Annotated in this window: 13 protein-coding genes; 8 read left to right on the forward strand and 5 right to left on the reverse strand. The window is 69.4% G+C overall.

Annotation, left to right across the window (positions count from 1 at the left end):
• The first annotated feature begins 33 nt into the window (after positions 1-33).
• Positions 34-777, forward strand: coding sequence for a phosphoglyceromutase (locus MA876_RS17135; protein WP_248152423.1), 744 nt, complete (start codon positions 34-36; stop codon positions 775-777).
• 54 nt (positions 778-831) lie between these two features.
• Here MA876_RS17135 and phoU read toward each other — a convergent pair whose 3' ends face one another.
• Complete coding sequence (gene phoU / locus MA876_RS17140) at positions 832-1,509, reverse strand: phosphate signaling complex protein PhoU (RefSeq protein WP_248152425.1); 678 nt, start codon at positions 1,507-1,509, stop codon at positions 832-834.
• Between the two features lie 180 nt (positions 1,510-1,689).
• Here phoU and MA876_RS17145 point away from each other — a divergent pair, with 180 nt between their 5' ends.
• Both MA876_RS17145 and MA876_RS17150 read left to right on the forward strand, forming a co-directional pair.
• Positions 1,690-2,922, forward strand: coding sequence for a sensor histidine kinase (locus tag MA876_RS17145; protein ID WP_248152427.1), 1,233 nt, complete (start codon positions 1,690-1,692; stop codon positions 2,920-2,922).
• Positions 2,919-3,602 (forward strand): response regulator, encoded by a 684-nt coding sequence (locus tag MA876_RS17150; RefSeq protein WP_248152433.1) that lies wholly within the window; start codon positions 2,919-2,921, stop codon positions 3,600-3,602. The genes MA876_RS17145 and MA876_RS17150 overlap by 4 nt, the downstream gene beginning before the upstream one ends.
• A 13-nt stretch (positions 3,603-3,615) precedes the next feature.
• Here the strand turns inward: MA876_RS17150 and MA876_RS17155 are convergent, their stop codons facing one another.
• Positions 3,616-4,089 (reverse strand): DNA modification methylase, encoded by a 474-nt coding sequence (locus tag MA876_RS17155; protein ID WP_248152435.1) that lies wholly within the window; start codon positions 4,087-4,089, stop codon positions 3,616-3,618.
• A 153-nt stretch (positions 4,090-4,242) separates the two neighbouring features.
• Here MA876_RS17155 and MA876_RS17160 point away from each other — a divergent pair, with 153 nt between their 5' ends.
• Together MA876_RS17160 and ispD are read left to right on the forward strand one after the other, a co-directional pair.
• On the forward strand, positions 4,243-4,725 hold the full coding sequence (locus MA876_RS17160; protein ID WP_248152437.1) for a CarD family transcriptional regulator: 483 nt from the start codon (positions 4,243-4,245) through the stop codon (positions 4,723-4,725).
• A gap of 24 nt (positions 4,726-4,749) precedes the next feature.
• On the forward strand, positions 4,750-5,943 hold the full coding sequence (ispD, locus tag MA876_RS17165; RefSeq protein ID WP_248152441.1) for a 2-C-methyl-D-erythritol 4-phosphate cytidylyltransferase: 1,194 nt from the start codon (positions 4,750-4,752) through the stop codon (positions 5,941-5,943).
• Between the two features lie 3 nt (positions 5,944-5,946).
• On the opposite strand, the gene MA876_RS17170 is transcribed toward ispD, so the two are convergent.
• Both MA876_RS17170 and MA876_RS17175 read right to left on the reverse strand, forming a co-directional pair.
• Positions 5,947-6,417, reverse strand: coding sequence for a GNAT family N-acetyltransferase (locus MA876_RS17170; protein WP_248152444.1), 471 nt, complete (start codon positions 6,415-6,417; stop codon positions 5,947-5,949).
• Positions 6,417-7,355 (reverse strand): DMT family transporter, encoded by a 939-nt coding sequence (locus tag MA876_RS17175; RefSeq protein WP_248152446.1) that lies wholly within the window; start codon positions 7,353-7,355, stop codon positions 6,417-6,419. Before MA876_RS17175 ends, MA876_RS17170 begins: the two co-directional genes overlap by 1 nt.
• A gap of 44 nt (positions 7,356-7,399) precedes the next feature.
• Between MA876_RS17175 and cysS the strand changes: the two genes are divergently transcribed.
• The 3 genes from cysS (at position 7,400) to MA876_RS17190 (ending at position 10,521) form a co-directional block, all read left to right on the forward strand.
• The gene (cysS, locus tag MA876_RS17180) at positions 7,400-8,827 is read left to right on the forward strand and encodes a cysteine--tRNA ligase (RefSeq protein ID WP_248152451.1); all 1,428 of its coding nucleotides are present in this window, start codon (positions 7,400-7,402) and stop codon (positions 8,825-8,827) included.
• On the forward strand, positions 8,817-9,806 hold the full coding sequence (gene rlmB, locus MA876_RS17185; protein ID WP_248152452.1) for a 23S rRNA (guanosine(2251)-2'-O)-methyltransferase RlmB: 990 nt from the start codon (positions 8,817-8,819) through the stop codon (positions 9,804-9,806). Before cysS ends, rlmB begins: the two co-directional genes overlap by 11 nt.
• A gap of 73 nt (positions 9,807-9,879) precedes the next feature.
• Positions 9,880-10,521 (forward strand): NAD(P)-dependent oxidoreductase, encoded by a 642-nt coding sequence (locus MA876_RS17190; RefSeq protein WP_248152453.1) that lies wholly within the window; start codon positions 9,880-9,882, stop codon positions 10,519-10,521.
• 717 nt (positions 10,522-11,238) lie between these two features.
• On the opposite strand, the gene MA876_RS17195 is transcribed toward MA876_RS17190, so the two are convergent.
• Entirely contained in the window at positions 11,239-12,543 is a 1,305-nt protein-coding gene (locus MA876_RS17195) for a DUF4032 domain-containing protein (RefSeq protein ID WP_248152454.1), read from the reverse strand.
• Positions 12,544-12,559: the final 16 nt, after the last annotated feature.

A 12,559-nucleotide genomic window follows, 5' to 3' on the forward strand; every position in this document is an offset into this window, starting at 1 on the left:
TCATCGCAGGGCTCGGCTCGCTAGGCTGAACCCATGACGTACACGCTGATCCTCCTCCGCCACGGCCAGAGCGAGTGGAACGAGCTCAACCTCTTCACGGGGTGGGTCGACGTCCGCCTCACCGAGCAGGGCAAGGCCGAGGCCCGCCGGGGCGGCGAGCTGCTGGCCGAGGCCGGCATCCTGCCCGACGTCCTGCACACGTCGGTGCTGAGCCGAGCGATCCAGACGGCGAACATCGCGCTCGACGCGGCCGACCGCCTGTGGATCCCGGTCAAGCGCACCTGGCGCCTCAACGAGCGTCACTACGGCGCACTGCAGGGCAAGGACAAGGCGCAGACGCTCGAGGAGTTCGGCCAGGAGCAGTTCATGCTCTGGCGCCGTTCGTTCGACGTGCCGCCGCCGCCGCTCGACGACGACAGCGAGTGGAGCCAGGTCGGCGACCCGCGCTACGTCGGCATCGACGGCGAGGTTCCCCGCACCGAGTCGCTCAAGATCGTCATCGACCGCTTCCTGCCCTACTGGGAGAGCGACATCGTTCCCGACCTGAAGGCCGGCAAGACGGTCCTCGTGACGGCGCACGGCAACTCGCTGCGCGGACTCGTCAAGCACCTCGACGGCATCAGCGACGCCGACATCTCCGAGCTCAACATCCCCACCGGCATCCCGCTCGTGTACAAGCTCGACGAGGACCTCAAGCCCATCGGCGCGGGAGAGTACCTCGACCCCGAGGCCGCCGCGGCGGGAGCCGCCGCCGTCGCCTCGCAGGGCAAGAAGTAACAACGCGAAAGACCGGATGCTCTCCGAGAGCATCCGGTCTTTCGCATGTCGGCGTCAGGCCGGCGCGACCACGTCGATCGTGTCGGTCGAGGTCGTCCAGTCGCCCGTCGAGAGGTAGGCGACCTTCTTCGCGACCGAGACGGCGTGGTCGGCGAAGCGCTCGTGGTATCGGCTCGCGAGGGTCGCGTCGACGGTGGCGGACGCCTCGCCCTGCCAGCTGTCGCTGAGCACCTTCTCGAAGACCGAGACGTGGAGGTCGTCGATCTTGTCGTCGGCATTGCGGATGTCGTCGGTGAGCGACAGGTCCTCCGTGCGAAGCAGGTCGGTCAGCTTCCGCGACACCTCGACGTCGAGTTCGCCCATCTGGAGGAAGGTCGACTTCAGGCCCTTCGGGATCGCGCGCTCGGGGAAGCGCATGCGCGTGAGCTGGGCGATGTGCTCGGCGATGTCACCCATGCGCTCGAGCGACGCGCTGATGCGCAGGGCGCTCACGACGATCCGCAGATCGCGGGCGACAGGCTGCTGTCGCGCGAGGATCTCGATGGCGAGCTCGTCGAGCGCGATCGCCTTGTCGTCGATGATGGAATCCGCCTCGATGACCTCTTCGGCGAGCGCCACGTCGCTCGTGCCGAACGCCCTCGTCGCCTTGTCGATCGCGACCGTCACGAGCTCGGCGATCTCGACGAGGCGCCCTTGGACGTCCTCCAGAGACTGGTGGAACACTTCGCGCATGGACAGCACCTTCCTGTAAGTGGGGGCAGGCTGTTCGCCGGACAACGGCCCGCAACCCTCCGCGATTGTCGTCAGCGAAGGTTAACGAACGGTGCCGCCGCGGTGAATAGTACTCGGCGATGCCCCGTGGTCCCGGGCAGACGCCGTTCGCCCGTGTGCACCACACCCTACGCTTGACCCATGGACACGATGCAGCTCGCGCTGCTCGCGCTTCTCGCGGGAGTCGTCGTCGGCGGCTCGATCGCGGCCGTCATCGTCGCGGCGATGCGCGCGCGCGACCGCGCCAGGGTCGAGACCTCGGTCGCGATCCCCGAGGGCGTGCGCGAAGTGCTGCACGGGATGGATGACGCTGCCGTCGTGGTCGACGCGTCCGCCACCGTCCTGGCGGCCTCGGGCCCCGCGGGGCCCTTCCACCTCGGCGAGGGCGGTGTACTGCCCTCGGACGAGCTCAAGACGCTCATGCGCCGCGCGCGTGAAACGGATCTGCCGCAGGCCGAGACCCTGCGCCTGCGCCGCGGCGCGCCGCCGGCCGAGCCGCGGCTCGTCGCCGTCCGAGCGACCCGCGTCTCGCCGCGGCTGACGCTCCTGGTGCTGCGCGACATCACCGAGCGCGAGCGGGTCGAGCAGATGCGCCGCGACTTCGTCGCCAACACGAGCCATGAGCTCAAGACGCCCGTCGGCGCCGTGAGCCTGCTCGCAGAGGCGATCGAGTCAGCGGCGGACGACCCCGAGCAGGTGCGCAACTTCGCTGGACGGCTCATCGCCGAGGCATCCCGGCTCACCGTCCTCACATCGCGGATCATGAGCCTGTCGAAGCTGCAGTCCTCGGACGAGCTCAGCGAGGACCGCATCGTGTCGGTCGACGAGATCGTCGCGTCCGCCGTCGATGCCCACGAGATCCAAGCCGAGTCGGCGGGCGTGAAGATGACGCGCGGCGGCACGCGCGGACTCCACGTCCGCGGTGACGTGCAGGTGCTCGGTGAGGCGGTCGGCAACCTCGTCGCGAACGCGATCGCGTACTCGCCGCGTGGTTCGAGCGTCGGCATCGGGGTGTCGCATGACGCCGACGTCGTGGCGATCGCTGTGACCGACCGCGGCATCGGCATTCCGGAAGGCGATCAGGAGCGCATCTTCGAGCGCTTCTATCGCGCTGATCCAGCCCGCGCGCGCCGCACCGGCGGCACGGGTCTGGGTCTGTCGATCGTCAAGCACGCCGTGCAGCGCCACGGGGGCGACGTCAGTGTCTGGTCCAAGCCCGGACGCGGCTCGACCTTCACGATCCGCCTGCCGCTCGCCGCCGCACCCGATGACCTGCCCACGGGCAAGAAGACCCGCAAGAAGAAGCCGAAGCGCGCGGCCGCGAAGAAGACCGCTGCGTCGCGCACGGCACCCCAGATCGGAGATCCCGCATGACCCGCGTCCTGATCGTCGAGGATGAACCCGACCTCGCCGACCCGCTCGCCTACCTGCTCCGCCGGGAGGGCTACGAGGTCGAGATCACCGAGGACGGCCCCGCCGCGCTCTCGGCCTTCCGCGACCGCGGAGCGGACATCGTGCTGCTCGACCTGATGCTGCCCGGGATGCCGGGGACCGAGGTGTGCCGTCAGATCCGCACGTCCTCGGCCGTTCCGATCATCATGCTGACGGCCAAGGACTCCGAAGTCGACATCGTCGTCGGTCTCGAGCTCGGAGCGGACGACTACGTCACGAAGCCATACTCGTCACGCGAGCTGCTCGCGCGCATGCGCGCGGTGCTGCGCCGGCTCGTGCCCGCCGAGACCGACTTGGACGACCGCGTACTCGACGCGGGCCGCGTCGTGCTCGACATCGACCGGCACACCGTCGCCGTCGACGGCCGCGAGATCGGCATGCCGCTCAAGGAGTTCGAGCTGCTCGAGGTGCTCATGCGCAACGCGGGACGCGTGCTCACGCGCGGCCAGCTGATCGACCGCGTGTGGGGGAGCGACTACTTCGGCGACACCAAGACGCTCGATGTGCACATCAAGCGCATCCGCTCGCGCATCGAAGAGACGCCGGGTGACCCGACGATGCTCGTGACGGTGCGCGGTCTGGGGTACCGCTTCGAGGGCTGAACGCCCGGCGGCCCTACGGCACCAGGTCGGCGAGGTACTCGAGCTTGCCGTCGAGGATGGGCAGCGAAACGAGCGCCCCTTCGCCGTCGCCCGACGTGAAGAAGCCGGGGATGTCGGCGCCCGGGAGCATTTCGACGCCCTCGATCAGGATCGGCTCGGTCTCGTCGGACCCGAGGCTCAGCACGGAGTTCGCGGGAACCCGGATCGTCTTGCGGATCGTGTCGCCCTCAGGGCCGATCTCGACCGTCAGCGTGTGCCGGTCGTCGGTGTCGTTCACGATCGCCGCGATGAAGTTGCCCTCCGTGCCGTCCTCGTTCGCGACGATGAAGGCGTTTCGGACCTGCAGCGGACCGGACTTGTACACGTTCACGCCCTCGGCGGCCGAGTACTGGATCTCGGTCGACTGGGGAGTCATGAAGGTGCAGCCGCTCGTCCCGAGAAGGACGGCGACGCCCACGACGATCGACGCGATGAGGCGCGGTTTCACGGATCCTCCCGGAGTGGATGACGGTTCCCTTGCATTCTATGGTCTCCGGCGCACCGCCGTGTGCCTCTTCGTCCGCGTCGACGAGGGGTGGGCGGCGAACCTTAGCGTATGTCGCCTGTGGTATCCTGGAGGTTGCCGAAAGGACACAACTGCATGCTTTTTGAGGTTGGCGAGACGGTCGTCTATCCGCACCACGGGGCCGCGACGATCATCGAGGTCAAGGAACGCGTCATCAAGGGCGAGACGAAGAAGTATCTGAAGCTCAATGTGACGCAGGGAGACCTGGTCATCGAGGTTCCCGCCGAGAACGTGGACCTCGTCGGGGTCCGCGACGTCATCGGCAAGGAAGGCCTCGACAAGGTCTTCGAGGTGCTGCGCGCACCCTTCACCGAGGAGCCGACCAACTGGTCGCGCCGCTACAAGGCCAACCTCGAGAAGCTGGCCTCCGGCGACGTCATCAAGGTGAGCGAAGTCGTGCGCGACCTCTGGCGTCGCGATCAGGACCGCGGTCTGTCGGCCGGTGAGAAGCGCATGCTCGCCAAGGCGAAGCAGATCCTCATCTCCGAGCTCGCACTCGCCGAGAAGACCGACGAAGAGAAGGCCGGCGTCATCCTCGACGAGGTCCTCGCTTCCTGACCGAACCGGTCTAGATTCTCAAGAGTGGGAATCGCACCTGTGCCGCGCATCGCGGTGATCGTCGTCGCTGCCGGTTCCGGTACGCGCCTCGGCGCTGACGCGCCCAAGGCCTTCGTCGGAATCGACGAGCATTCGATCCTCCGCCACGCGCTCGACGGTGTCGCCCTGGTCGGTGACGTCCAGGTCGTCGTCGTCGCGCCCTCGGGCCGTGAGGGCGATGCCGTGACCGAGACTCGCGCGGCGTTCGACGACCGCTCCGACCTCGTTTCGGTCGTGGTGGGCGGGGCGACGCGGCAGGCCTCGGTCGCCGCAGGCCTCGTAGCCGTCTGGCCCGACGTCGAGATCGTGCTCGTGCACGACGCCGCGCGAGCACTGACGCCGCCCGATGTGTTCGAGCGCGTCGTCGCGGCGATCGACGGCGGTGCCGCGGGAGCCATCCCGGTCCTGCCCGTCATCGACACGATCAAACGCGTCGACGGCGGCGAGATCGTCGGTGTCGTCGACCGTGCCGAGCTCTCGGCCGCGCAGACCCCGCAGGGATTCCGTCGTGACATCCTGGACGCCGCGTATCACGACCCGGCGACGGAGTTCACCGACGATGCGGCACTCGTCGCCGAGGCGGGTCACCCGGTCGCCGCGGTCGCGGGGGATCCGCTCGCCTTCAAGATCACGACCCCTGCGGACCTCGTGCGCGCGGCGGGGCTCGTGTCGCGACATCCATCACCGGCTCCCTCGCTCACGCACGCACCCGTCATCCCGCGGGTCGGCATCGGCACCGACGTGCACGCGTACGGCGGTGACGGCTCGCTGTGGCTCGCCGGACTCGAATGGCCGGGCGAGCGGGCGCTGTCGGGACACTCCGACGGGGACGCCGTCGCCCATGCGATCGTGGACGCCCTGCTGGCGGCGGCCGGGCTCGGCGACATCGGCACGCATTTCGGCACCGATCGGCCGGAGTTCGCCGGGGCGCACGCCGCCGCATTCTTGGCGCGCACGCACGCGTTGCTGGGCGAGGCGGGATTCCGCGTCGGCAACGTGTCGGTCCAGGTGCAGGCGAACCGACCCCGCTTCGCGGCCCGCCGTGCCGAGGCCGAAGCCGTGCTGTCGGCCGCACTCGGCGGAGCGCCCGTCTCGGTCACGGCCACGACCACCGACGGACTGGCGTTCACGGGCCGCGGCGAGGGCGTCGAGGCCCACGCGGTCGCGCTCGTGTGGTGACGCTCAGATCTCGCGCGTCATGAAGACCGAGAACGGATCTTCGCGGTAGCCCTCAAACGGACCGCACACGACGAACCCCTCGCTCTCGTACAGGCGCTGGGCGGGCACGAAGTCGTCGGGCGTACCGGTCTCGAGCCACAGGCTCGTCATGCCCCGCCCACGAGCCGCGTCGACGATGTGCCGCAGCAGGGCACGCCCGACGCCGAATCCGCGGAAGCGGTCATCGGTGCGCATCGACTTGAGCTCGCCGCGCTGCTCGTCGATCGCCTTCAGTGCGCCGATCCCGGCGAGCTCGCCGCCGATCCAGGCGGACCAGAAGGTGATGGACGGATGCCGCAGTCCGTCCAGATCGAGCGCGTGCACGCTCTCCGGCGGGGACGTGTCGTGCATGCCCGCGAGGTGCAGGGTGATGAGCGCCTGCGTCGGGGCTCCGGACAGGTCGTCGACGCGGATCTCGATGGAAGGGCGGGACATCAGGCCTCCACGGCGTAGGGCTTCGGGTCGCGCGGCGCGCGCGAGCCCCACGCGAGCAGAGCGAGGCCCGCCGCGAGCACGAGGAGACCGACGACGGCGAGGGCCGAGAGTCGCTCGCCGAGCACGACGATGCCCAGTACAGCGGCCGTGAGCGGTTCGCCGAGGGTGAGGGTGGCGGCCGTCGCGGCGGTGAGGCCGCTCAGCCCCCACGTGAAGAGGACGTACGCGACCGAGATGGTGCCCAGACCCAGCCAGAGCGCCATGACGACCCCGCTCGTCGTGCCGAGCCAGCGCAGGTCGACGAAGGGCAGGAAGAACGCGAAGATGATGGCCGAGCTCGCCCCCATCGCGCCCACGACGGTGAACGGGTCCCAGCCGGCGTCGAGGAGTCGGCGCTGCGCGTTGGCGATGACGGCGAAGGATGCTCCGGCTCCGACGGATCCGAGAAGACCGATCGGGTCTGTTCCCCCGGCGCCTCCGGCTTCGCCGCCGAAGCCCAGCAGGACGACGCCGGCGGTCGCGAGCGCCGTTGCGAGCATCCACGTGGGCGAGGGCATGCGGCGCGTGAGCGCCCATTCGAGCAGACCCGCGAGGATCGGGGCGGAGCCCAGTGCGACGACGGTGCCGACGGCGACGCCGTTGCGACCCGTGCCGAGGAAGAAGAGCGGCTGGTACAGCGCGAGGCACGCGCCCGTCAGCACCATGAGCGAGAGCGCCTTGGCGTCGAGCCTCGGACGGGGCGCGGCATCCCTCGTCCGCCTCCGATGCCGCGCCGCGAGGGTGAACGCGATGATCGCGAGACCCGTCCCGCCGATGACCATGCGCATGACGCCGATCGACAGGGGAGTGGTGCCGTCGGGGCCGAGCGCCTGCGAGGTTCCGGTCGTGCCGAACAGCAGGGCGGCGGCGAGGACGGCGAGAACGTGCACGACTCCCATTTCTACCCCAGTTCCGGCGCGGACCCGGCCGGTAGGCTGGTGCGGTGACTCTTCGGCTCCATGACACCAAGGCGCAGGCCCTGCGCGACTTCGTGCCGATCGACCCCCGGAACGTCACGATCTACGTCTGCGGGCCGACGGTGCAGTCGGGGCCGCACATCGGTCATCTGCGCGGAGCGCTGAGTTTCGACATCCTTCGTCGCTGGGTTCAAGACCGCTTCGGTCGCGTGACGTTCGTTCGCAACGTCACCGACATCGACGACAAGGTTCTCGCGAACGCGACCGAGTCCGAGCCCTGGTGGGCGCTGGCCTACCGGATGGAGCTCGCCTTCACGCGTGCGTATGCCGCGATCGGCATCCTTCCCCCCACCTACGAGCCGCGGGCGACGGCATCGATCCCGCAGATGCTCGAGCTCATCGAGCGACTCATCGCCGACGGCCACGCCTACGCGGTGCAGGGGAGCGTCTACTTCGACGTGCGCTCGTGGCCTGCGTACGGCGAGCTCACGAATCAGCGCCCCGACGCGATGGAGTCCTCGCCCGACACCGACGCGGGCAAGCGCGCGCCGCAGGACTTCGCACTGTGGAAGGCCGCGAAGCCCGACGAGCCGGCATCCGCCACGTGGGAGTCGCCGTGGGGCCCCGGTCGCCCCGGGTGGCACATCGAGTGTTCCGCGATGTCGCGGCGATACCTCGGCCCCGAGTTCGACATCCACGGCGGTGGGCTCGACCTGCGGTTCCCGCATCACGAGAACGAACTCGCGCAGTCCACGGCGGCGGGCGATGCGTTCGCCCGCTACTGGGTGCACAACGGGCTCGTGACGGTCGGCGATCAGAAGATGTCGAAGTCGCTCGGCAACTTCCTGCTCGCCGACGATGTGCTGCGCGCGCACGATCCGCTCGTCGTGCGCTATGCCCTCGCGGCGGCGCACTACCGCTCGAGTCTCTCGATCTCGCCCTCGACGTTCGACGAGGCCGAAGCCGCCCTCGACCGCATCCGCACGTTCATGGAGCGCGCCGGACGCGTGCTCGGCGCCGCGAGCTGGCTCACGGTCGAAGGCCTCCCCGAGGCCTTCGCCGCCGCGATGGACGACGACCTCGGCGTGCCGCAGGCGCTCGCCGTCGTCCACGAGACGGTGCGCGCGGGCAATGCCGCCCTCGACGCGGGCGATCGCGAGGCGGCCGCGCGGGCGTCGATCGCCGTCGGGCGCATGGTGGGGATCCTGGGGCTCAATCCGCAGGACCCGCAGTGGCGGACGACGGATGCCTCGGCCGAGGCATCCGCCCTCGACGCGCTGATCGCGACGATGATCGACCAGCGCGCCGAGGCGCGTCAGGCCAAGGACTGGGCCGCCGCCGATCGCGTGCGAGACGCGATCGCCGCAGCGGGAATCACTCTGGAGGACACTCCGGACGGAACTCACTGGTCGCTCGCCGGCCAGACGACGAAGGGATCGATCGATGGCCGGTAAGCCAGGGCGCCCCGGCGCCGCGAAGGGCGGCAAGGGGCCCACGAAGGGTTCGGGCGGCAAGAACAAGCGCTCCCTCGAAGGACGGGGGCCGACACCCAAGGCGGAAGACCGCGCGTGGCATCCCGCGGGCAAGCGCAAGGCCGCGGCCGAGCGCTACGCCGCGGCGGGCGGCAAGGGCAAGCCCGGGCAGAGCGGCGGGCAGCGCTCGAACCGCCCGGCGAAGAAGGACGACGACACCGAGACGGTCACCGGCCGCAACTCCGTGCTCGAGGCGCTCCGCGCCAAGATCCCCGCGACGGCGTTCTACATCGCGCAGCGCGTCGAGATGGACGACCGCGTGAAGGAGATGCTCTCGATCGCGACTCATCGCGAGATCCCGGTCCTCGAGGTCACGCGGCCCGAACTGGACCGTATGGCGGGCTTCGACGGCGTGCACCAGGGCGTCGCGCTCAAGGTGCCTCCGTACGAGTACGCGCACCCGCAGGATCTGCTCGAGAAGGTCATCGATCAGGGTGAGGTGCCGCTTTTCATCGCGCTCGACGGCATCACCGACCCGCGCAACCTCGGCGCGATCATCCGCTCGACGGCCGCCTTCGGCGGTCAGGCGGTCATCCTTCCGCAGCGTCGGTCGGCGTCCGTCAACAGCGCGGCGTGGAAGACCAGTGCGGGTGCGGCCGCCCGCATCCCGGTCGCGATCGCGGCCAACCTCACGGCGATGCTGAAGGACTTCAAGAAGCAGGGCGTCTTCGTGCTCGGGCTCGACGGCGGAGGGGATGTCTCGCTGCCGCAGCTCGAACTAGCCGACCGTCCCGTCGTGATCGTCGTGGGCTCCGAGGGCAAGGGTCTCTCGCGGCTCGTGACCGAGACGTGCGACCAGATCGTGTCGATCCCGATCACCGGAGCAACCGAGTCGCTGAACGCCGGCATCGCGGCATCCGTCGCCCTGTACCAGGTCTCCACGCTGCGCGCCGCGCACTGAATCTCCATTCTGGGGAATGAATCCCCGGAAGCGCCGCTTGCACGACGGAGACCCGTCTGAGAGGAACCACGTCATGGCACGCATCGCCGTCATCGGAGGAACCGGCTACGCCGGAAGCAACATCGTCGCCGAGGCGGTGAGCCGCGGTCACACGGTCGTCTCGGTCGCCCGCACGGTCCCGGCCGAACGTGTCGAGGGGGCGACGTACATCGAGGGCACGCTGCTGGACGTCCCCGGACTCGTCGCCGAGCTGCAGGGCGTGGATGTCGTGGTGTCGACCGTCCCCGCCCGCGGCGACATGGTCGGCCAGGTGCGCACGAACGTCGCCGAACTCGTCACGGAACTCCCCGAGAGCGTGCGCATCGGCGTCATCGGAGGCGCCGGCGGCAGCCTCGTCGCGCCCGGCGGTGGGCGCCTCGTCGACCAGCCTTCGTTCACCGAGGAGTACAAGCCCGAGGCCCTCGAGGCGATCGGCATCCTCGAGGACCTCCAGAGCGGTCCCGCGGCGCGCGACTGGTTCTACGTCCATCCCGCGGGCGGCTTCGGCGTGTGGGCGCCCGGCAAGCGGACGGGTTCCTACCGTGACGGCGGCGATGTGCTCGTGACGGATGCCGCGGGCGAGTCGTACATCTCGGGACCGGACCTCGCCGTCGCCGTGATCGATGAGATCGAGGAGCCGAAGCACTCGCGCGAGCGCTTCACCGTCGGCTACTAGTCTTCACACGACGTCGGATGACGGCGCTGTCGCCGTGTGAGGATTCGATGGAAGACCTCGCCGAGCTCTCGAGTCGGCAGGGAACCCCGACACACGTCCGAGACCGAGGGATGATCGACGTCCCAGTCTTCCGGCCTATCAGCGGTGCCGCCTGGGGAGCGAGGCCCAATTACTGCACGCAGCTCAGCGGCGTCCGCGCGTGGAACTCAGCCGCATCACTAGGAGCACCATGAAGCCTCGATTCGCCGGACTGGCCGTGGTTGCGTCTGCTCTGTTGCTCGCGGGATGCGCCGCCGGCACCCAGCCGGTGCCCGCCGATAATCCATCATCCATCCAACCGTCCGCGTCCGACGCGGAGCTGCCCACGACCTGCCCCCCTGATCTCGATGTTCTTCCCGAAATGACTGTCGCCGATACGCAGGACGTGGACAGCAAAGAGACCGTTGCATGCACGGACGAGTCGTCAGCACCAACCCCATACGTGTTGGGGCTCGGGTGGGATGAGTTGCTCCCGCTGGACGGCGTGGAGCTTCCCGCGAGAGTCGAAATCTCGAAGGATCGGGGCCCCGTCGAGTGCTCCGAGGTGCCCGGGAATATGGCGGTAGTGCTCAACGGGACCTGGTACTTGGCGAGGCAGCCGTCCTGTCCGCAACTTGGCTAGCACGGGCGGGGACTCCGAAATCCCCGCCCACCTCGCGTCGCGGCGTCATCTCGTCTTCACACGAGGTCGCGCCAGTCGACCTCGTCGTCCTCGTCGTCCTGCACCGGCAGCTCCGCCGTGATGACGGGGAGCGCCATCGTCTCGGTCGGCGGTCCCATGACGGTCGCTTCGTCGCGGCGATGGCGCAGGACGGTGTCGATGTAGCTCGAGAGCACTTCGGCGAGCGGGGCCGACTTCCCCTGCGCCTGCGACATGTACCAGCGGTGCTCGAGCACCTGGTGGAACACTTCGGCGGGTTCGAGCTTGGCGCGGAGGTCCCACGGGATCGCGCGCACGACGGGCTCGAAGACGCGCGTCAGCCACTCGTGGGCGACCATCTCCTCGTCGTCGAGGCGCGAGACGCGCGCGCGGAACTCGTCCATGTCGTTGAGCAGGCGCCGGGCCTGGTTCTCCTCGACGTCGAGGCCCGTGAGCCGGATGAGTCGCCGCTGATGGTGCCCGGCGTCGACGACCTTGGGCTGGATCGACACTTTCGTGCCGTCGGGCGCCTGCTCGATCGACATCTCGCCGATGTCGAAGCCGAGATCGTTGAGGTGGCGGACGCGCTCGGTGATGCGCCACGACTCGGACGCCGTGAAGGTCTGCGCATCGGTGAGCGCGGCCCACAGCGAGTGATACGACGAGACGATGCCGTCGGCGATGGCCACGGCATCCACCCCTCCCTCGAGGCGCCCGCCGGCCTCGAGGTCCATGATCTCGCCGGCGATGTTGGTGCGCGCGACGTCGAGGTCGTGCTCGCGCTGCCCGCGCGTCAGGCCCGCCTCGTGGAGTTCGCCGGTCTCGGCGTCGACGAGGTAGGCGGCGAACGCGCCGGCGTCACGACGGAAGAGCGTGTTGGAGAGCGAGACGTCGCCCCAGAAGAAGCCGACGTTGTGCAGCCGGACGAGAAGGGCGGCGAGCGCGTCGACGAGCCGGGTCGCGGTGTCGGGCCGCAGCACCTGCGTGAAGAGCGCCCGATAGGGGAGTGAGAACTTCAAGTGCGCCGTGACGAGCGCTGCCGGGAGCGGCTCGCCCGCGGCGTCCGTCCGCTTCGCGATCACGGCGACACGTTCGACGCACGGCGCATCCAGCCGGGCGAGATTGCCGAGCATGTCGTACTCCCGGCGGGCCATCTGCTCCGTCGTCTCCTTGATGGCCACGACACGGCCGGAGAGGCTCGAGAACCGCACGAGATGGCGCGAGAGCCCCTTCGGCAGCGAGACGATGGCGCTCGACGGCCACTCGCCCAGCGGAGTGGACCAGGGGAGCGAGAGGAGGGCGGGATCGACCGCGCTCGCGGTGATGCTCAGGGCGTCGGGCACGGGTCCTCCGGGAAAG

Origin of the sequence: Microbacterium aoyamense (assembly GCF_023155855.1) — a bacterium.
Taxonomy (GTDB): domain Bacteria; phylum Actinomycetota; class Actinomycetes; order Actinomycetales; family Microbacteriaceae; genus Microbacterium; species Microbacterium aoyamense.